We start from the raw sequence: 19461 nt of genomic DNA on the forward strand, positions 1-19461 counted from the left end.
ATGTCTGCAACACAGCGTGCCGCGACGACCGCCCACAGCTCGCCCGCGCTGAAGCGGCTCGCCTCGCGCGGCGCCATGGCGCTGCTGTTCGCTTGCGGCGCTTGCGCGCAGGTACCGGGGCCAAGCGCGGCGGCGAGCGACCCGGTCAAGGCGCTGGCGGCCCCGCCCGCGACGCCGCTGCCGCTCAAGCCGAACCCCGAGTTCGCGAAGTTCCCGAGCTACGCGGGCACGCTCGGCTCGCGCCGGATCGTGCTGCGCCTCGGGCCGAAGACCGACGACCCGTCGGGCGTGCATGGCGAATATCAATTCGCGGACACGGGTGAAGTCATCCTGATCGCGGGCGACCGCGACGGCGACACGCTCGAAGTCGAAGAGTCGAACGACGGCACGCACATCACGGGCAACTGGGTCGGCAAGTTCGCGCCGGACGGTTCGGTGGAGGGCGACCGGCTGAACGTCGACGACTCCGATCCCCAGCCGTTCGACTTGCATCCGGCGGGCTTGGCGCAGCCGCCCGCCAACGCGGCGCCTGCGACGACGGCCAATCCGCGCGCAGTCGGCGGCGTGAGCAATCTGTCGACTGGCGACTGACGGCCGCAGCCGATACCCACCGACGCCCACCGGCATCCTCTCCCGACACATCATGACCGAGCCCACATCCAAACGCGGTTTGCAAACCCGCATCGTCCATCCCGAAGATGCGCTGACACCCGGTTTCGCGTCGTTTTCGACGCCGGTCACGCGCGCATCGACGGTCGTGTTCCCCGATCTCGCGACGATGCGCGCACTCGATTGGCGCAACGACGCACAGTGGCGCTACGGCCTGCACGCGACGCCGACTTCGATCACGCTCGCGCAGCGCCTTGCGGCGCTCGAAGGCGGGAAGCACGCGCTGCTCCAGTCGTCGGGTCTGTCGGCGATTTCCAACGTCTACTTCGGCATCGTGAAGGCGGGCGACGACGTTCTGATGCCGGACAACGCCTACTCGCCGAATCGCGAGTTCGGCGACTGGCTCGCGCGCGATTTCGGCATCACCGCGCGCTACTACGATCCGCTGATCGGCGCGGGGATCGCGGACCTGATCCGCCCGAACACGCGTCTGATCTGGGTCGAGGCGCCGGGCTCGGTGACGATGGAAGTGCCCGACGTGCCCGCGATCACGGCGGCGGCGCGCGCGCGCAACGTCGTCACCGCGATTGACAACACCTTCTCGGCGGGCCTCGCGTTTCGTCCGTTCGAGCACGGCGTCGACATCTCGGTGCAGGCGCTGACGAAATACCAGTCGGGCGGCAGCGACGTGCTGATGGGCGCGACGATCACCGTCGACGTCGAGCTGCACCTGAAGCTCAAGCGCGCACGGATGCACATGGGGATCGGCGTGTCGGTCGACGATTGCTCGCTCGTGCTGCGCAGCCTGCCGAGCATGAAGGCGCGTTTCGAAGCACACGATCGCAGCGCGCTCGCGCTCGCGCAGTGGCTGCGGACCCGCCCCGAGATTGCGGCCGTGCTGCATCCGGCGCTGCCGGACTGCCCGGGGCACGCGTCGTTCAAGCGCGATTTCAGCGGCGCGGGCGGGTTGTTCTCGGTCGTGTTCGACGCGCGCTACAGCGCGACGCAGATCGACGCGTTCGTCGAGGCGCTCGAACTGTTCGCGATCGGCTGGAGTTGGGGCGGCTCGCACAGCCTTGCGATGCCTTACGACATCGCGTCGATGCGTACGGCTTCGCAGTGGCCGCATCGCGGCACGCTGGTACGGCTCTATATCGGCTTGGAAGACGAAGCGGATCTGCGCTTGGATATCGAGCGGGCGATGACTTCGGCGCTCGCCTGAAGGCAGGCGTCGCTCTGTTTTAGCGTCGAAATAAAAGCGGGGCGCCGTCGCGCGGCGCGCCCCGCTTGACGTTCAAAAGAGCCGCAGCAGCCCGTCGAGTCCCACGTGATTGAACGCGACGCTCGCCGCCGCGCGCACGACGGGCTTCGCGCGGAACGCGACCGACAGGCCGCCTTCGCCCATCATTTTCAAGTCGTTCGACCCGTCGCCCAAGACGATCGCCTGCGTCGGCGGGATGCCGAGCTTGGTGCAGGTCTCGCGCAGCATGCGCGCTTTCACGTCGGCGTTGACGATCTCGCCGAGCACGTTCCCGCTCAGCTTGCCGTCGACGATTTCGAGCGTGTTCGCGTTCGTGAAGTCGAGATTCAAGCGCGCCTTGAGCTTCTCGGTAAAGAACGTGAAGCCGCCCGACACCAGCAGCGTGCGCAACCCGGCGGCCTTCGCGCCGGCCAGCATCGTCTCGGCGCCCGGCGACAGTTGCAGCCGATCTTCATAGACCCGCTCCAGCGCGCTCGCGTCGAGTCCCTTCAGAAGCGCCACGCGCCGCGTCAGGCTTTCGTTGAAATCCGCGATCTCGCCGCGCATCGAGGCCTCGGTGATCGCGGCGACTTCGGCTTTCAGCCCGCAGAAATCGGCGATCTCGTCGATGCACTCGATCGTGATGAGCGTCGAATCCATGTCCATCGCGACGAGCCCGAAATCGTGCAGCGTCTTGCCCGGTTCGACGAACGCGTAGTCGAGCGCATGCGCGCCGCAATAGACTTCGAGGTCCGCGCGCTGGGCCGGGTCGGCGCCTTCGATGCGAAGCGCGAAGGCGTCGATGGGCGCGGAGCCGGTGCCGCGCGACAGCGCGACGAGCGGTTTGACGTGGGCAGCGGCCAAGGGCGCGGGGCTTTGGATGACGAGATTCATGGAAGGCGCGTGGGAGCGAAGGGCGCGAGCGGCGCGTGGAAAATCCGGCTATTGTAGCGGGTCGGTGTATGACGGAGACCGCCGATGTGTCCCGAGCCCCAAGCACAGCTGTCCGAGCGCAGCCGCGAACTGGCGCGCGCTTTCGATTTGCGGCATCTGAATGCGGCGTTCTACGCCGACCCGTATCCCGTCTACGATGCACTGCGCACCTTCGAGCCCATCAAGCGCATGCCCGACGGCTCGCTCTTCCTGACACGCTACCGGGATGTGCAGGCGGTTTACCGCGACCCGAGGACGTTCAGCTCCGACAAGACCGTCGAATTCAAGCCGAAGTACGGCGACTCGCCGCTGTACGAGCATCACACGACGAGCCTCGTCTTCAACGACCCGCCACTGCATACGCGCGTGCGAAAGCGAATTGCGGGCGCGCTGACCGCGCGCGCCATCGCGGCGATGGAGCCGGACCTCGTGCGGCTCGTCGACGGCTTGCTGGACCGGGCGGCCGAGCGCGGCGCCTTCGATCTGATCTCGGACTTCGCCGCGGCGATTCCCGTCGAGATCATCGGCAATCTGCTCGCCGTGCCGCACGACGAACGCGCTCCGCTGCGCGACTGGTCGCTCGCGATCCTCGGCGCGCTCGAACCGGCGCCTAGCGCCGCGCAGCTCGAACGCGGCAACCGCGCGGTGACGGAGTTCGTCGATTATTTGGAGGGCTTGGTGGCGCGCCGCCGCCGCTCGCCCGGCGACCCGCAGCACGATGTGCTCACCCGGCTCATCGCCGGCGAGGCGGACGGGGAGCGCTTGTCGGAGACGGAGCTGCTGCAGAACTGCATCTTCATCCTGAACGCCGGGCACGAGACGACCACCAACCTGATCGGCAACGGTCTCGTGACGCTTGCGCAATGGCCCGGCGAACGTGCGTTGCTGTTGCGGGAGCCTGGGCTGATCGAATCGGCGGTCGAAGAATGCCTGCGCTTCGAGAGTTCGAACCAGCTCGGCAACCGGATCGCCACTGCGGATGCCGAAATCGGCGGCGTCGCGATCGCGCGCGGCACGCTGATCACGTTGTGCATCGGTGCGGCGAATCACGATCCCGCGCAGTTCGAGGCGCCTGAGCATTTCTCGATTCGCCGCGCGCCGAATCGGCATCTCGCGTTCGGGTTCGGCATCCATCAATGCGCGGGGCTGTCGCTCGCGAGGCTCGAGGCGCGCGTTGCGATCGGGCGGTGCGTCGAACGATTTCCTGACTACCGGCTCGCGGGCGAGCCGGTACGAGGCGGACGCGCGCGCTTTCGCGGGTACGCGTCGGTGCCGTGCGAGGTGCGTTGACGGCGTCTTCGCGCGTCTGCGCATGAATCGCTACGCCGCTGCGCCCGTGCTCTGCGAATCCCAATAGGGCGGATCGCCGAAATGCGCGGCGAGGAAGTCGATCAACGCGGTGGTTTTCGTCGGCACGAATGCGCGCGTCGGGTAGACCGCCCAGATCGCCACCGTTTCCGCGAGCGGGTAGGCCTCGAGCACGGGCACGAGCTTGCCGCTCGCGAGATAGCTGCCCACGTCCCACGTCGATTTGATCGCGAGGCCGAAGCCGGCGAGGAGGGCGTCGCGAATCACCTCGCCGTTATCGGTGGCGAGCCGCCCGCCGACACGCACGCTAACCGGCCCCGCAGGCGTGACGAACGACCAGTCGCGCTGGCCCGACAGCACGATGCACTCGTGGCGTGCGAGTTCCTCCGGATGATGCGGCACGCCGTGCGCCTCCAGATAAGCGGGCGCGCAGCAGATCACGCGCCGGTTCGCGGCGAGCTTGCGCGCGACGAGCGACGAATCCTTCAGCGCGCCGATCCGGATCGCGACGTCGACGCCTTCGTCGACGAGGTCGACGATCCGATCCGACATCCGCAACTCGACCGACACGCCCGGGTAGCGCCGCAGGAATTCAGGAATGACCGGCGAGATGTGCTGGCGTCCGAACGACGACGTCATCGAGACGCGCAGGCGCCCTTGCGGCTCGTCGCGCGCGCGGCCGACCGACGCGCGCGCGGCGTCCGCCGCGTCGAGAAGGGCCTGCGCGTGCTTGATGAATGCCTCACCTTCTTGCGTGAGGCTCACGCGCCGCGTGGTTCGATGCAACAGGCGCGCGCCGAGCAGCCGTTCGAGATTGGCGAGCCGGGCGCTCGCGACCGCCGCCGACAGTTCGAATTCCCGTCCCGCTGCGGACACGTTGGCGAGCAAAGCCGCGCGCAGGAAAAGCCCGACGTCGAGCAAATCGAGGCGGCTGCCGGCGCCGGCCGGGCCGGCCGGAAGCGAGGGCGTTTCCATTATTCTGAAATCCAAGAAAATGTTTCAGTGATTATGATGGTTTTCTCGGATGGCGGATCGCCCTACGATGCGGTCGATCCAACTCGCCACGCACGGCAACGAAGCGCCGCAGGGCGTTGTCCAAGTCCAGTCCTTAATCGATTGAAAACCCACCAGGAGCCCTCATGAACCATTCCCACGCTCGCTATCGTTCGCTGCCAGACAGGAGGCATCCATGAAAGCCGTAGGTCTTTTCCGCTATCTGCCGATCGACCATCCGGAAGCCCTCATCGACGTCGAGATCGACAAACCGCAGCCGAGCGGGCGCGATCTGCTCGTCAAAATCGAAGCGATCTCGGTCAATCCGGTGGACTACAAGGTGCGCGCGCCGAAGGACACCGTCGAAGCCGCGCCGCGCGTGCTCGGCTGGGATGCCGCGGGCATCGTCGAGGCAGTCGGCCCGGACGTCACGCTGTTCAAGCCCGGCGATCCCGTGTTCTACGCGGGCAGCATCACGCGGCCGGGAGCGAACAGCGAATACCACCTGGTCGACGAGCGCATCGTCGGCCGCAAGCCGGCGTCGCTCGACTTCGCGCAAGCCGCCGCGCTGCCGCTTACCGCGATCACCGCGTGGGAAGCGCTGTTCGACCGGCTGCGCGTGTCGCCGCAGGGCGCGGACGCGGGCAAGTCGGTGCTGATCGTCGGCGGCGCAGGCGGCGTCGGCTCGATCGGCATCCAGCTCGCCAAACAGCTTGCGAAGCTGACCGTGATCGCGACGGCCTCCCGCCCCGAATCGGCGAAATGGGCGCGCGAGCTGGGCGCCGACCACATCGTCGATCACTTCGGCGATGTCCCCGCGCAACTGAAGAACGCGGGCTTTGCCGAGGTCGACTACGTCCTGATCTTCAACGACACCGACAAGCACTTCCCCGCGGCGGCGCAAGCGGTCCGTGCGCAGGGCGGCATCTGCACGATCGTCGAGAACGCGAAACCGCTCGCAGTGGAGCTGCTTAAAACGAAGAGCGCGGCGTTTCACTGGGAATTCATGTTCACGCGCGCGATGTTCGGCACGCCGGACATGATCGAGCAGCACAAGCTGCTCACGGAAGTCGCTCGGCTTGTCGATGCGGGCACGCTGCGCACGACGGTCGGCCGGAATCTCGGCCCGATCAACGCGGAAAATGTGCGGCGCGCGCATCAAATGCTCGAGGCAGGGCGCGCGATCGGCAAGCTGGTGCTGAGCGGATTTTGAATGCCCCCAGACCTGTCGCTGCGCGCCAGGCCCCCCGAGGGGGTCAATCCCCCAGGGGGACTTCCTGCGGGGCGGAAAACTTGGGGCGGCCCAGCGTTTTCTTGAGGCGAACGCAAGCGGGGTAACACCCGATCGTCGGCCGGCGCCTTGCGGCCCGGTTGGCGTTAGACTGGAAGCGCACATGTACCGCCCCCACGCTCACTTACGTTCGCTGTCGACCGGAGTTAGCGCTTTAGCGCTTACTCCGGTCCCATGCAAAGCGCCCCCCGAGGGGGCCGATGCCTCCCTTGGGGCGGCCCCGCGGGAGGCAGCATGCATCCGGCCCGCACGGCCCGCATCGCGCATCGTGCGGCCGCACTACGAGGAGGTCACAGCATGAGCCGTCGCCGAAAACCCAACGCCCGCCCCGCTTCCCGTTCCGCGGCCGTTGCCGCTGCCGCGCTGGCGGCGGGCATGTTCGCCGCCGCCGCGCACGCGGCGCCCCCGATCACCGTCACGTCGCAAGTGCCGCCGGACGGGCCGATCCAATACACCGTCAAGGTCACGTCGAAGCAATTCGGCAACTCGCAGGAGACCCGCACGATCAGCTCCGGCCAGACCGACGACTTCAACTGGAAGACCGTGCCGCCGGGCGGCCCCGTCGCCGCGACCGATCTGTGCCCGAACTACGCGTCGCTGCCGCTCGACGCGAACGGCGCGATGATCCGGCAGACGCAGATCCGCTTGGCGCCCGTCGTCGCGCAAGACGGCACGGCGACGGTGCAAATGAGCTTCCAGGCCCAGACGCCGCACGGCACGGCCGCCGTCAAGGCAGGCGGAAAACAGATTCAATGCCCGAAGAGCGTATCGATCTCCCAGATCGTGCGCTTCACGATGCCGACCAACGGCAGCGTGAAGACGCTCACGCTCTCGGACGGCTCGCAGGTGGCGGTGTCCGCCAAGCGCTGACGAGGAGGGCGCAGCGCGCTACCGCCGCGCGCTGCGCTCGACCAGCCGCGACGCCAGGAACCGGTGCTCCGGCGAAAAGAGCCGCCGGTATGTGAGCAGCACGGCGCCCACCGTGCCGAGGGCCGATGCGGCCGCGATCAGGAACATGATCACGATCTGATAGCGCACGGCCTGGAGCGGCGATTGCCCGGCGAGCACCTGGCCGGTCATCATCCCCGGCAGGCTCACGACGCCGACCACGGCCATCTGGTTCAAAGTCGGAATCATCCCGGCACGCACGGCCTGGCGCGCGGGCCCCTGCGCCGCTTCCCAGCGTGTCGCGCCGAGCGCGAGCGCCATGTCGACGCGGTCGCGCCGCGCGGTCAATTCCTCCGTCATCCGCTCGATGCCGAGCGACACGCCTGTCAGCGTATTGCCGAGGACCATGCCGAGAATCGGAATCGCGTATTGCGGCTCGTACCACGGATGGATGCGGATCACGACGAAGAGCCCGACCGCGGCGACGAGCCAGGAGCTGACCCAGATCGACGTGAGGCTGTCCGCGAGCTGGCCGCGATAGGTGCGCGCGCCGCGCTGCGAGCCGGCGAGGCCCGCGATGAGCGTCATCAGCGCCATCAGCGGCAGCACGACGTACCAGCGCGCGTTCGCGAACACCCAGCTGAGCACGTAGCCGATTGCAAGGAGCTGCACGACGGTTCGCACGGCGGCCCACGCGAGCTTGCGCCCGAGGTCCAGCGACAGCGCGACCGACACCGCCCCGTTCACGACGATCAAAAGCGCCGCGATCGCGACATCCCAAAGACTCAGGTCTTGCAGCACGCTGTTCATCGCACGGCCGCCGGGACCGCGCCGAGCGTGCCGGCGCGCATCGACAGGCTGCGCTCGCTCATGCGCTCGGCCTGCGCCGGATCGTGCGAGACCCAGAGGTAGGCGCGCATGTCGCGAGCGGCCTCGAACCAGCGCGTGACGAGCCGTTCGATTTCGAGCGACGCCTGCGGGTCGAGCGACGCCGTCGGCTCGTCGAGCAGCAGCACTTCGGGCTCGAGCTGCAGCACGCGGATCAGCGCGGCGATCTGCGCTTCGCCGCCCGACAGTTCGCTCGCCTGCTTGTCGAGAAAATCGGCAGCGCGTCCGGCCTGCGTTGCCAGCGTCGCGGCCCGCTCGCGGTCGAAGTGCACGTCGCGGTAGGCGGCGAGCGTGTACGGATAGCGCAGATTGTCTTCGACCGTGCCGTCGAGCATCGCCGGCCGCTGGCGGATGTAGGCGACGCTGCGCCGGTAGCGCGGAATCGCCGCGCGCTCGATGCGCCGGCCGTGCCACGCGACATAGCCCGCCGCGAGCGGATCGAGCAGCGCGAGCGCGCGCAGGAATACGCTTTTGCCCGACCCGGACGGGCCGTTGATCGCGATGCGCTCGCCGGCGCGCAGCGCGCAGTCGGTCGGCGTGAGCAGCGTCTGTCCGCGCTGCGGATCGCGCCGGACGATGCCGTGTGCTTCGACTAGAGCAGAAGGCGTCATGAGTGTGGGAAGGCTTGATGAACGGCAACGGGAGCCGCGGCCGCCACGGTGGTTTCGTTGCGGCAGTGCGTCATAATAAGCGCCCTTGGCCGGGCACGTGTGCTGCGGCACTGCATATCAACCTGAATTGAGACGGGCGTCAATCGAGCCCCAACTCGCTCATGTCTTCAGAAAACAAAAAAGACGGTGCAAGCGCCGCGGTTGCCGCGCGAAGCCTTCCGCGCGCGCTCGGCAAGATCGCCGCGAGCCTGCTCGCGATCGTTGTCGTTCTCATTGCTGCGACGGTGATTTTCGCGTTGACGTTCGACTGGAACCGCGCGCGGCCATGGGTCGACGACAAGGTCACGCAGGCGATCGGACGGCCGTTCGCGATCAACGGCGACTTGCGCATCGGCTGGCGGCGTCCGGCCGGCGAATCAGGCTGGCGCGCGTGGGTGCCTTGGCCGCGCTTCACCGCGCAGAACATCACCGTCGGCAATCCGGACTGGGCCAAGTCGCCGCACTTCGCGACGCTCGACGAGATCGGCTTCGAGGTGGAGGTGCTGCCGCTCCTCGCGCATACGATCGTGATTCCGTCGATCGATCTCGTGAACCCGGCGGTCGACGTCGAACGGCTTGCCGACGGTCGCAACAACTGGACGTTCAAGCTGGCGTCCTCCAGCGGGCCGAGCACCTGGACGCTGCAGTTGCGCGACCTCGCGTTCGCGAAGGGCAGCGTTTCCGTGTCGGACGCGCAGAGCAAGGTCGACCTGCAGATCGGCATCGATACGCTCGGGCAGGCCGTACCGCTTGGGGACGTGCTGAAGGCGCAGGAGGCGTCGGCGCGGACGGCGTCGGCGCAGACGGTCGGCCAGCGCGGCGCGCAGCAGTTGGCGGCGCAGGCGAGCGCTGTCGCGGCAGCATCGGGCACTGCCGCGAACGGACAGCCCGCGCTGACATACGCGCTCGGCTGGACCGCGAAGGGCAGCTACAACGGCACGGCGATTTCCGGCTCCGGCAAGCTCGGCAGCGTGCTCGCGCTGCAAGACGCCGCCCGGCCGTTTCCCCTGCAAGCCGGCGTGAGGATCGGCGACACCCATCTCGCGCTCGTCGGCACGCTGACCGACCCGGCGCACCTCGCCGCCCTCGACCTGCGGCTCTGGCTCGCGGGCGCGAGCCTCTCGCATCTGTATTCGATCACCGGCATCACGCTGCCGCAGACGCCCCCCTATGCGACCGACGGACGCCTCATCGGCCGTTTCAAGGCCGGCGGCAACGAATTCACTTACGAGAACTTCACGGGGCGGGTCGGCGGCAGCGATATCAACGGCTCGATGACCTACACGGGACGCGAGCCGCGACCGTTGCTGCAGGGCGAATTGGTATCGAACGTCCTGCAGTTCTCGGATCTGGCTCCGATCATCGGTGCCGACAGCAGCGCGAGCAAGGCCAAGCGCGGCGACACCGCGAAGCAGCCCGCCGGCCGCGTGCTGCCCGTCGAGCCGTTCCAGACCGACCGCTGGAAGGCGATCGACGCCGACGTGAAGTTCACCGGCAAGCGCATCGTCAAGAACCCGGATCTGCCGATCAGCGACCTCTATGCGCACGTCGTGATGCAGGACGGCGTGCTGTCGCTCGAGCCGCTCAACTTCGGCGTGGCGGGCGGCACGCTGTCGTCGACCCTTCATCTCGACGGCAGCGCGGCGCCCCTCAAAGGACGCTTTTCGACTTCCGCGCGTCACTTGAAGCTCAAGCAACTGTTCCCGAACGTGAACACGATGCAGTCGGCGCTCGGCGAGGTGAACGGCGACGCGGCGCTGTCGGCCACGGGCAACTCGCCGGCGGCGCTTGCCGCGACCTCCAACGGCGAGGTGAAGGCGGTCGTGACCCAGGGCACGATCAGCCGGTTCCTGATGGAGGCCGCGGGGCTCAACGTCGCCAACGTCGTCTATGAGAAGCTGTTCGGCGGCCAGGACGTGAAGATCAACTGCGCGGCGGCCGATTTCGTCGCGACCAACGGCGTGCTCGATTCGCGCGTGTTCGCACTCGATACCGAAGACGCCGTGATCAATATCGACGGCCACGTCGATCTGCGCGACGAGTCGATCGATCTCGGCATTCATCCGCACACGAAGGGCCTGCGCGTCATCACGCTGCGCTCGCCGCTCTACGTGAAGGGCACGTTCAAGGACCCGCACGTCGGGGTAAGCGCGGGCGCGCTGGCGCTGCGCGCGGGCGCGATGGTGGGGCTCGGCCTCATCAACCCGCTCGCCGCGCTGATTCCGCTGATCGCTCCGAGCAACAACCAGCCGCTGCGGTGCGACGACTTGCTCGCGCAGATGAAGCCGGCGCCGAGCGCGCTGCCGCCCGGCAAGAAAGAGCAGGCGAGCAAGCCGCCGTTCGCCGGTTCCGGGGCGCATGCGGCGCCGCCCGCCGCGCGTGGCCCATCGGGCGGTGCGCACAAGGCGTCCGCGGCAGCAGGCGCAGGCACGCTGAGCCCCGCCGAAGCTGCCCAGTACAAGGGGAGCTGACGCGCGCTTCCGCCGTCACGCGCTTGTCTCATGCGGCATCCACATTGACGGAGCGGTGGCGGGCCCGGCGTCGGCCGTGGCGCCCGCTCGCGCCAAAAGCTTGCTAAAATAACCGGTTTTTCGCCGATCTATCATTCAAAGGGACGCGCCGTGCTGTCTACTGCCAATATCACCATGCAATTCGGGCCCAAGCCCCTCTTCGAGAACATCTCGGTCAAATTCGGGGAAGGGAACCGCTACGGTCTCATCGGTGCGAACGGCTGCGGCAAGTCGACCTTCATGAAGATCCTGGGCGGCGACCTCGAGCCGAGCTCGGGCAACGTGATGCTCGAGCCGAACATCCGCTTGGGCAAGCTGCGCCAGGATCAATTCGCTTACGAAGACGTGCGCGTGCTCGACGTCGTGATGATGGGCCACACCGAAATGTGGGCCGCGATGTCCGAGCGCGACGCAATCTACGCGAACCCCGACGCCACCGACGACGACTACATGCACGCCGCCGAACTCGAGGCGAAGTTCGCCGAATACGGCGGCTACACGGCTGAAGCGCGCGCGGGCGAGCTGCTGCTCGGCATCGGCATCCACATCGAGGACCACAGCGGCCCGATGAGCAATGTCGCGCCCGGCTGGAAGCTGCGCGTGCTGCTCGCCCAGGCGCTGTTCTCGAATCCCGACGTGCTGCTGCTCGACGAGCCGACCAACAACCTCGACATCAACTCGATCCGCTGGCTGGAGGACATCCTCAACCAGTACAACTCGACGATGATCATCATCTCGCACGATCGTCACTTCCTGAACCAGGTCTGCACGCACATGGCGGACATGGACTACGGCACGCTCAAGGTCTACCCGGGTAACTACGACGACTACATGCTCGCGTCGACGCAGGCGCGCGAGCGCCAGGCTGCCGCGAACGCGAAGGCGAAGGAACGCGTCGCCGACCTGCAGGACTTCGTGCGCCGCTTCTCGGCGAACAAGTCGAAGGCCCGCCAGGCCACGAGCCGCCTGAAGATGATCGACAAGATCAAGATCGAGGAATTCAAGCCGTCGTCGCGGCAGAACCCGTTCATCCGCTTCGAGTACGAGAAGAAGCTGCACAACATCGCGGTGGTCGCGGAAGGCATCACGAAGAAGTACGACCGCACGATCTTCCAGAACTTCAGCGTGAGCGTGCAGCCGGGCGAGCGCATCGCGATCATCGGCGAGAACGGCGCGGGCAAGACCACGCTCTTGCGTTCGCTGCAGGGCGGCGTGCAGGTGGACGGCGGCACGGTCAAGTGGGCCGAAAACGCGAACGTCGGCTACATGCCGCAGGACACCTACGAAGAATTTCCGAGCGACGTCACGCTCACCGAGTGGATCGACGATTACCGCAAGGACGGCGACGACGAGCAGATGGTGCGCGGCACGCTGGGGCGCCTGCTTTTCAATGCCGACGACATCAGGAAATCGGTCAAGGTGCTCTCGGGCGGAGAGAAGGGCCGCATGATCTGGGGCAAGCTGATGCTCGGCCGCCACAATGTGCTCTTGATGGACGAGCCGACCAACCACATGGACATGGAGTCGATCGAGTCGCTGCAGATCGCGCTCGATAAGTACGAAGGCACGCTGATTTTCGTGTCGCACGACCGCGAGTTCGTGAGCGGGCTGGCGAACCGGATCATCGAAGTGCGGACCGACGGCACGCTGTATGACTTTGGTGGGAATTACGAGGATTTCCTCGCGAGCCAGGGTGTGCAGTAATTTCAGGCTTAGCCTGAAGCCACCTGCTGGCGCAATTCAAGACGGCGCGTGCGATCACTCGCACGCGCCGTTTTTCTTGATCTCGCACAAAATGCGCGCCGTATGAATGCCGATCAATTGATCGAGGCCAATGCGATTATTACGTATCACTAAGCACATCGTCGCTTGATAGCCGACGGATCGGGGCCTTGCTTTTGCCGCGCCGCCTCTCAGAGCTTGTCGTACTGAAAGCGCAAGGCGGTCCCCTCGCGCTCGATGCGCGCCCATACCGCGCGCTTTTCTTCGTCGCTCATGAAGACCCAGTTCGACACCTCGGCGGCGGTGCGGCCGCAGCCTTTGCAGATTTCGTCGAAGAGCGTCGAGCAGACGCCGATGCAAGGGCTGTCGGGCAGGGCGTGAAGGTTGGATGGCATCGAGGACCTTTCATTCGAGACGGGAGACCGGGAAGACCGCCATGTTAGCGCATGCGCGAGCTCGCCCGGCGGCGCTGAAAGCGAACCGCAGGTATTGGGCCCCGGGCCGGGCGCACGGCGTCGCGGCGTCAAGGCCGGCGGCCGGCCAAAACCGCCGCAAACTGCCCATTCTTGATTCCATGTCTTTTTTTGACGGTGGACAGGCCGCGATAACCCGATAAAATTGCGCCGGCTTCGCCTTTGGCGTGGCGCGAAGAACCGGTAAGGCGCCTGTCAGGCGGCAGCGGTTGCCGTGCGCTGTACCCTTTGCGCGACAACTTGGCGTTTTTTTAAAAAAGCACGATATTTAATGGTAGTTTTCGAGCTTTCAAAAGGGGGGCTGCCCGCTTCGCGGCAGGTAGGCGGCAGCACGGGCAAGGGTGTGGCATCGACCCGGTTCGAACGGGATGGAGAAGCGAATGAAAGTAAAAATGGCGGCACAACTGGCAGCAGTGGCGTTGTGCGCGACCGCGGCCTTGACGGCAAGCGCGAAGGACACGCAACTGAACGTGTACAACTGGTCGGACTACATCGCCAAGGACACGATTCCGAACTTCGAAAAGCAGACCGGCATCAAGGTCAGATACGACAACTACGACAGCGACGACACGCTGCAAGCCAAGCTCCTGACCGGCAATTCGGGCTACGACATCGTCGTGCCGACGAGCAACTACGCAGGCAAGCAGATCGCCGCGAACATCTTCCAGCCGCTCGACAAATCGAAGCTGCCCAACCTCAAGTACCTCGATCCGTCGCTGATGGCGCTCGTCGCCGGTGCGGACCCGGGCAACAAGTACGCGGTGCCCTGGGCGTACGGCACGACCGGCCTCGGCTACAACGTGACGAAGGTCCAGCAGATCCTCGGCAAGGACGCGGCGCTCGATAACTGGGACATCCTGTTCAAGCCCGAAAACATCTCGAAGCTGAAGGCGTGCGGCGTCTCGGTCCTCGACGCGCCGGACCAGGTCTTCTCGGCCGCGCTGCACTACATCGGCAAGGATCCGAACAGCACGAATCCGGCCGACTATCGCGCGGCGCTCGTGATGCTGCAGAAGATCCGTCCGTACATCACGCAGTTCAACTCGTCGGGCTATATCAACGACCTGGTGGGCGGCGACGTCTGCTTCGCGTACGGCTGGTCGGGCGACGTCGTGATCGCGAAGCACCGCGCGATCGAGGCGAAGAAGCCGTACAAGATCGAGTACTACATCCCGAAAGGCGGTGCGCCGGTCTGGTTCGACGTGATGGCGATTCCGAAGGACGCCGCGCACAAGGACGCCGCGCTCCAGTGGATCAACTACATCGAGACGCCGCAAGTCCACGCGGCGATTACGAATGCGGTGTACTACCCGAGCGTGAACATGGAAGCGCGCAAGTACGTCGACAAGGACGTGGCGAACGATCCGGCCGTCTATCCGAGCCCCGACGTCATCAAGACGCTGTTCCTGCTTAAGCCGCTGCCGCCGGAGATCCAGCGGCTCGAAACGCGGCTGTGGACGGAGTTCAAGTCGGGCCGCTAAGCCTATCGCCGCAATCCGGCAAGCGGTCATGAAGCCCTCGGTGCCGAACCGGGGGCTTTGTTCGTCAAACGTGTGGAGTGAAGCCGCAAATCATGAGTGACCAGTCGAGCGCGCTGGCAGGGACCGGCACGCCGTCCTTCGCCAATACTTCCGCCGCGGTGGCGGCGGACAACTTCGTGCAGATCGTCGACGTCGTGAAGAAGTTCGGCGAGTCGATCGCCGTCAAGAACGTCAATTTGTCGGTCGAGAAGGGCGAGCTCTTCGCCCTGCTCGGCAGTTCGGGCTGCGGCAAGTCGACCTTGCTGCGGATGCTCGCCGGCCTCGAGACGGCCACCTCGGGCAAGATCCTGATCGACGGCGAGGATCTCGCGCAGCTGCCGCCGTACCGGCGGCCGGTCAACATGATGTTCCAGTCTTACGCGCTCTTTCCGCACATGACGGTCGAATCGAACGTGGCATTCGGCTTGAAGCAGGAAGGCGTGCCGAAGGCCGAGTTGAAGGACCGCGTGCAGGCGGCGCTCGATCTCGTGCAGATGGGGCGTTTCGCCAAGCGCAAGCCGCATCAGCTCTCGGGCGGGCAGCAGCAGCGCGTCGCGCTCGCGCGTTCGCTCGTGAAGCGCCCGAAGGTGCTGCTTCTGGACGAGCCGATGTCCGCGCTCGACAAGCAAATCCGCCAGCGCACGCAGATCGAGCTCGTCAATATTCTCGGCAAGGTCGGCGTCACCTGCATCATGGTCACGCACGATCAGGAAGAGGCGATGACGATGGCGAACCGCCTCGCCGTCATGAGCGAAGGCCAGATCGTCCAGATCGGCACGCCGCACGAAGTGTACGAATTCCCGAACACGCGGTTCTCGGCCGAGTTCATCGGCTCGACGAATCTGTTCGACGGCCACGTCGTCGAGGACGAGCCCGATCACGTGTTCGTCGAGACGACCGCATTATCGACGCGTCTTTACGTGAACCACGGCATCACCGGGCCGCTCGGCATGCCGGTCACGATTTCGGTGCGCCCGGAGCGCATCGCGCTCACGCGCAAGCCGCCGGAAGGCGCGTACAACTGGGGGCACGGCACGATCTCGAACGTCGCGTACATGGGCGGCTATTCGCTCTATCACGTGAAGCTCGATTCGGGCAAGACCGTGATCGCGAACGTGTCGAGTCTCGCGCTCACCGAAATCGACTCGCCGACCTGGGGCGATGACATCTACGTGCGCTGGAGCGCGTCGGCAGGCGTGGTGCTGACGGCATGAAAAGCGCTCTGACATCGTTCCTCACCTGGCCGGTGCGGCGCTTCAATCTGACGGGCGGCACCGCCGTCGTGGCGGGGCCGTTCATCTGGCTGCTGCTGTTCTTCTTCGTGCCGTTCCTGCTCGTCTTGAAGATCAGCTTCGCCGAGCTGCAGCTCGGCATTCCGCCGTACACGGAACTCGTAGCGATCCAGAACGGCGTCGTCCAGATTTCGCTGAACGTCGCCCACTACGCGTTCCTGTTGAGCGATAGCCTTTACTTCGCGACCTACGTGAACTCGGTCGTGGTGGCGGCGATCACGACGCTCCTGTGCCTGCTGCTCGGCTATCCGATGGCGTACTACATCGCCCGCTCGAATCCGTCGACGCGCAACGTCCTGATGATGGCCGTGATGCTGCCGTTCTGGACGTCGTTCCTGATTCGCGTGTACGCGTGGATCGGCATCCTGAAGAACAACGGCTTGCTGAACAACTTCCTCATGTGGACGGGGATCATCCATCAGCCGATCGAGCTCTATCACACCAACACCGCGGTCTATATCGGCATGGTCTATTCGTACCTGCCGTTTCTCGTCATGCCGCTCTACGCGCACCTCGTGAAGATGGACCTCACGCTGCTCGAGGCTGCCTACGACCTCGGCGCGAAGCCGTGGAAAGCGTTCCTGGCCATCACGCTGCCGCTGTCGAAGAACGGGATCATCGCGGGCTGCCTGCTCGTGTTCATCCCGGCGGTGGGCGAGTACGTGATTCCGGAGCTGCTCGGCGGCGCGAACACGTTGATGATTGGCCGCGTGATGTGGAATGAATTTTTCAATAACGCGGACTGGCCGATGGCTTCGGCGGTGACGTGCGCGATGGTGCTGCTGTTGCTCGTGCCGATGGCGATGTTCCAGCACTTCCAGGCCAAGCAAATGGAAGAACGCCGATGATCAAACCGAATCGCACCCTGCAAGTCGTCGCGCTCGGCATCGGCTTTGCTTTTCTGTATATCCCGATCCTCAGCCTGATCGTCTATTCGTTCAACGAGTCGCAGCTCGTCACGGTCTGGACGCGCTTCTCGACGCGCTGGTACGAAGCGCTCGTGACCGACGACGAGCTGATCGCCGCGGCCTGGCTGTCGCTGCGCATCGGGTTGATGACGGCGTTCGCGTCGGTGATCATCGGCACGTGGGCCGGTTTCGTGCTGGCGCGCATGGGCCGCTTTCGCGGCTTCACGCTCTATACGGGGATGATCAACGCGCCGCTCGTGATTCCCGAGGTGATCCAGGGCATTTCGCTGCTCTTGCTCTTCATCGAGATGGGCAAGTGGCTCGGCTGGCCGGAAGGCCGCGGGATCGTGACGATCTGGATCGGGCACGTGATGCTCTGTATCTCGTACGTCGCGATCATCGTGCAGTCGCGCGTGCGCGATCTGGATCCGTCGCTGGAAGAGGCCGCGCTCGATCTCGGCGCCACGCCGCTCAAGGTGTTCTTCGCGATCACGTTGCCGCTGATCTCGCAGGCGCTCGTGTCGGGGTGGCTCTTGTCGTTCACGCTGTCGATCGACGATCTGGTGCTGTCGGCTTTCTTGTCGGGACCTGGGTCCACGACGCTGCCGCTCGTCGTGTTCTCGCGCGTGCGGCTGGGGCTCAATCCCGAGATGAACGCATTGGCGACGCTGTTCATCGTCGTCGTGACGATCGGCGTGATCGGCGCCAATCACTTCATGCTGCGCGCAGAGAAACGGCGCATGGCCGAAGAGCGGCGCATGGCCGAACTCGAAGTCGCTTAACTTGGGTGGATTGGCGGCTGGCCCATCGCTTGAAACAGCGCGGCCGTGTCGCTCAAACGCGCGCTCATATTGCGGATCTCGTCGAGCCGGGCGTTCTGGTACTGCTGCTCGCCCGAGCGCGCCGTCGAAATCGGCACGGCGCCAAGCCGGTAGCGCGCGGCGGTTTCGTCGTAGGCCTGCCGCGCGGCGCGCGCCGCGTCGCTCGACGCATCGAGCGCCTGTGCGTCGTGCTCGAGCGACGCGAGCGTATCCGCCACGTTCTCGAATGCCGACAGCACCGTCTGCTTGTACTGCAGCACCGCGGCGTCGTATGCATCGACGGCCGCGCGCCGCTGCGCGAGCAGGGCGCCGCCGTGGAAGATCGGCTGCGTGAGCGAGCCGCCGATGCTCCAGATCGCCCCCGCGCCCGAAAGCGCGAGCGGCCAGCTAAATCCGGCTTGCCCCATCGACGCCGTCAGCGACAGGCTCGGGAACATCTGCGCCGTCGCGACGCCGACGTCGGCTGCCGCCGCCTTCAACGCGGCGTCCGCCGCCTGGATGTCGGGCCGCGCGCGCAGCAGGTCCGACGGCACGGCGACCGGCACTTGCTCGGGCAAGTGCAGGTCGCGAGGTCGAGATCGGGCGGCGCGGCATCCGGGGTGCGGCCGAGCAGGACGGCGAGCGCATGGCGCGTCGCCGTCCGCTGCTGGCGCAGTCCTGGCAGGCCGGCTGCGAGCGCCGATGCGCTCTGCCGCGCATTCAGCGCATCGGCATGCGCGAGCGAACCGAGTTCGTAGCGCCGCTGCGCGTCCTGAGCCTGTTCATTCGCCAGTGCGACGAGCCGTTCGGTCGTCTCGATCTGCGCTTGCAGCGCCGCGGCGTTGATCGCGGCAGTCACGATGTTGGCGGCAAGCGCGCGCCGCGCGGCATCGAGCTGATACGCTTGCTGGTTCACGCGCGCGCCGAGCGCCGCGTTCGCAAGGCGCGCCGCGCCGAAGATATCGAACGTGTAGTGCGCCTGGATCTGCCCGGCGAACACGTTGTAGAGAACCGTATTCGGACCGATTTCGGGAGTCCCGAGCGCGCGCTGGCGCGTGGCCTGTCCGCCGGCATCGATCTGCGGCAGCAGCGAGCTGCCGATCTGCGCGCGAAGCTGCTCATGTGCGGAGGCGAGCAGCTTGTCGGTGGCGGCGAGGGTCGGGCTGTTGCGCAGGCCTTCGTCGACGAGCGCATCGAGCGCGTCCGACTGGTACAGGCGCCACCACTCGGGCACCGGCTGTGCGCCCATTTCGAAGCGCTGCGCGACGCCCTGCGCGGCGACCGTTTGCGCGGGCTGCGCGCCGGCGCCGTAGTGAGCGGGCGAGGGCATCGCAGGCGGCTCGCCCGAGGGACCGAACGAGCACGCGGCAAGCGCGAACGCGGCGGCTGCAGCGACGGCCACGGCGGGCGCGGAGTGTCTTGGACAATTCGCCATG

At 66.1% G+C, this 19461-nt stretch carries 16 protein-coding genes and 1 pseudogene; 11 read left to right on the forward strand and 6 right to left on the reverse strand.

The annotated features are described in order from the left end of the window. The first annotated feature begins 75 nt into the window (after nucleotides 1-75). Nucleotides 76-591, forward strand: a complete 516-nt coding sequence (locus tag J3489_RS12230) for a hypothetical protein (protein ID WP_206998506.1) — start codon at nucleotides 76-78, stop codon at nucleotides 589-591. Between the two features lie 52 nt (nucleotides 592-643). Then, nucleotides 644-1831 (forward strand): cystathionine beta-lyase, encoded by a 1188-nt coding sequence (locus J3489_RS12235; RefSeq protein WP_206998265.1) that lies wholly within the window; start codon nucleotides 644-646, stop codon nucleotides 1829-1831. 72 nt (nucleotides 1832-1903) lie between these two features. Here the strand turns inward: J3489_RS12235 and serB are convergent, their stop codons facing one another. After that, complete coding sequence (gene serB / locus J3489_RS12240) at nucleotides 1904-2743, reverse strand: phosphoserine phosphatase SerB (protein WP_206998267.1); 840 nt, start codon at nucleotides 2741-2743, stop codon at nucleotides 1904-1906. A gap of 84 nt (nucleotides 2744-2827) precedes the next feature. Between serB and J3489_RS12245 the strand changes: the two genes are divergently transcribed. Then, nucleotides 2828-4072: a cytochrome P450 gene (locus J3489_RS12245; protein ID WP_206998269.1), complete on the forward strand. Its 1245-nt coding sequence runs from the start codon at nucleotides 2828-2830 to the stop codon at nucleotides 4070-4072. Between the two features lie 30 nt (nucleotides 4073-4102). Here J3489_RS12245 and J3489_RS12250 read toward each other — a convergent pair whose 3' ends face one another. Further along, complete coding sequence (locus J3489_RS12250) at nucleotides 4103-5065, reverse strand: LysR family transcriptional regulator (protein ID WP_206998271.1); 963 nt, start codon at nucleotides 5063-5065, stop codon at nucleotides 4103-4105. A gap of 214 nt (nucleotides 5066-5279) precedes the next feature. Here J3489_RS12250 and J3489_RS12255 point away from each other — a divergent pair, with 214 nt between their 5' ends. Further along, nucleotides 5280-6296 (forward strand): zinc-binding alcohol dehydrogenase family protein, encoded by a 1017-nt coding sequence (locus J3489_RS12255; protein ID WP_206998273.1) that lies wholly within the window; start codon nucleotides 5280-5282, stop codon nucleotides 6294-6296. 375 nt (nucleotides 6297-6671) lie between these two features. Then, the gene (locus J3489_RS12260) at nucleotides 6672-7244 is read left to right on the forward strand and encodes a DUF6013 family protein (protein WP_206998275.1); all 573 of its coding nucleotides are present in this window, start codon (nucleotides 6672-6674) and stop codon (nucleotides 7242-7244) included. Nucleotides 7245-7262: 18 nt separating this feature from the next. Here the strand turns inward: J3489_RS12260 and J3489_RS12265 are convergent, their stop codons facing one another. Next, the gene (locus J3489_RS12265) at nucleotides 7263-8072 is read right to left on the reverse strand and encodes an ABC transporter permease (RefSeq protein WP_206998276.1); all 810 of its coding nucleotides are present in this window, start codon (nucleotides 8070-8072) and stop codon (nucleotides 7263-7265) included. Next, nucleotides 8069-8761, reverse strand: coding sequence for an ABC transporter ATP-binding protein (locus J3489_RS12270; protein WP_206998279.1), 693 nt, complete (start codon nucleotides 8759-8761; stop codon nucleotides 8069-8071). Before J3489_RS12270 ends, J3489_RS12265 begins: the two co-directional genes overlap by 4 nt. Before the next feature lie 161 nt (nucleotides 8762-8922). Between J3489_RS12270 and J3489_RS12275 the strand changes: the two genes are divergently transcribed. Further along, nucleotides 8923-11271, forward strand: coding sequence for an AsmA family protein (locus J3489_RS12275; protein ID WP_206998280.1), 2349 nt, complete (start codon nucleotides 8923-8925; stop codon nucleotides 11269-11271). Nucleotides 11272-11421: 150 nt separating this feature from the next. Further along, the gene (locus tag J3489_RS12280; protein WP_206998281.1) at nucleotides 11422-13014 is read left to right on the forward strand and encodes an ABC-F family ATPase; all 1593 of its coding nucleotides are present in this window, start codon (nucleotides 11422-11424) and stop codon (nucleotides 13012-13014) included. A 209-nt stretch (nucleotides 13015-13223) separates the two neighbouring features. Here J3489_RS12280 and J3489_RS12285 read toward each other — a convergent pair whose 3' ends face one another. After that, nucleotides 13224-13427: a DUF1289 domain-containing protein gene (locus tag J3489_RS12285; protein WP_206998282.1), complete on the reverse strand. Its 204-nt coding sequence runs from the start codon at nucleotides 13425-13427 to the stop codon at nucleotides 13224-13226. Between the two features lie 458 nt (nucleotides 13428-13885). Between J3489_RS12285 and J3489_RS12290 the strand changes: the two genes are divergently transcribed. From J3489_RS12290 to J3489_RS12305, 4 genes are all read left to right on the forward strand, one after another. Continuing rightward, entirely contained in the window at nucleotides 13886-14986 is a 1101-nt protein-coding gene (locus J3489_RS12290; protein WP_206998283.1) for a polyamine ABC transporter substrate-binding protein, read from the forward strand. A 92-nt stretch (nucleotides 14987-15078) separates the two neighbouring features. Continuing rightward, a complete protein-coding gene (locus tag J3489_RS12295) occupies nucleotides 15079-16239 on the forward strand; it encodes an ABC transporter ATP-binding protein (RefSeq protein ID WP_206998284.1) in 1161 nt (386 codons plus the stop codon). Next, nucleotides 16236-17165 carry an ABC transporter permease subunit gene (locus J3489_RS12300; RefSeq protein ID WP_206998285.1) on the forward strand — a complete coding sequence of 310 codons (930 nt, stop codon included), beginning with the start codon at nucleotides 16236-16238 and terminating at the stop codon, nucleotides 17163-17165. Before J3489_RS12295 ends, J3489_RS12300 begins: the two co-directional genes overlap by 4 nt. Continuing rightward, nucleotides 17165-18007: an ABC transporter permease subunit gene (locus tag J3489_RS12305; protein WP_206998508.1), complete on the forward strand. Its 843-nt coding sequence runs from the start codon at nucleotides 17165-17167 to the stop codon at nucleotides 18005-18007. The genes J3489_RS12300 and J3489_RS12305 overlap by 1 nt, the downstream gene beginning before the upstream one ends. Here the strand turns inward: J3489_RS12305 and J3489_RS12310 are convergent. Beyond that, nucleotides 18004-19460: pseudogene (locus tag J3489_RS12310) on the reverse strand (efflux transporter outer membrane subunit). The gene J3489_RS12305 and the pseudogene J3489_RS12310 sit on opposite strands and share 4 nt — an antisense overlap. Nucleotide 19461 lies beyond the last annotated feature (1 nt).

The organism is Trinickia mobilis (genome assembly GCF_017315705.1).
Taxonomy (GTDB): domain Bacteria; phylum Pseudomonadota; class Gammaproteobacteria; order Burkholderiales; family Burkholderiaceae; genus Trinickia_A; species Trinickia_A mobilis.

What these genes read in the sequence shown, in the direction of transcription:
- J3489_RS12285 (WP_206998282.1), bottom strand. Translation starts at nt 13,427, where the DNA reads ATGCCATCCAACCTTCACGCCCTGCCCGACAGCCCTTGCATCGGCGTC.
- J3489_RS12275 (WP_206998280.1), top strand. Translation starts at nt 8,923, where the DNA reads ATGTCTTCAGAAAACAAAAAAGACGGTGCAAGCGCCGCGGTTGCCGCG.
- J3489_RS12260 (WP_206998275.1), top strand. Translation starts at nt 6,672, where the DNA reads ATGAGCCGTCGCCGAAAACCCAACGCCCGCCCCGCTTCCCGTTCCGCG.
- J3489_RS12245 (WP_206998269.1), top strand. Translation starts at nt 2,828, where the DNA reads ATGTGTCCCGAGCCCCAAGCACAGCTGTCCGAGCGCAGCCGCGAACTG.
- J3489_RS12300 (WP_206998285.1), top strand. Translation starts at nt 16,236, where the DNA reads ATGAAAAGCGCTCTGACATCGTTCCTCACCTGGCCGGTGCGGCGCTTC.
- J3489_RS12265 (WP_206998276.1), bottom strand. Translation starts at nt 8,072, where the DNA reads ATGAACAGCGTGCTGCAAGACCTGAGTCTTTGGGATGTCGCGATCGCG.
- J3489_RS12230 (WP_206998506.1), top strand. Translation starts at nt 76, where the DNA reads ATGGCGCTGCTGTTCGCTTGCGGCGCTTGCGCGCAGGTACCGGGGCCA.
- J3489_RS12290 (WP_206998283.1), top strand. Translation starts at nt 13,886, where the DNA reads ATGAAAGTAAAAATGGCGGCACAACTGGCAGCAGTGGCGTTGTGCGCG.
- J3489_RS12270 (WP_206998279.1), bottom strand. Translation starts at nt 8,761, where the DNA reads ATGACGCCTTCTGCTCTAGTCGAAGCACACGGCATCGTCCGGCGCGAT.
- J3489_RS12255 (WP_206998273.1), top strand. Translation starts at nt 5,280, where the DNA reads ATGAAAGCCGTAGGTCTTTTCCGCTATCTGCCGATCGACCATCCGGAA.
- J3489_RS12235 (WP_206998265.1), top strand. Translation starts at nt 644, where the DNA reads ATGACCGAGCCCACATCCAAACGCGGTTTGCAAACCCGCATCGTCCAT.
- serB (WP_206998267.1), bottom strand. Translation starts at nt 2,743, where the DNA reads ATGAATCTCGTCATCCAAAGCCCCGCGCCCTTGGCCGCTGCCCACGTC.
- J3489_RS12250 (WP_206998271.1), bottom strand. Translation starts at nt 5,065, where the DNA reads ATGGAAACGCCCTCGCTTCCGGCCGGCCCGGCCGGCGCCGGCAGCCGC.
- J3489_RS12295 (WP_206998284.1), top strand. Translation starts at nt 15,079, where the DNA reads ATGAGTGACCAGTCGAGCGCGCTGGCAGGGACCGGCACGCCGTCCTTC.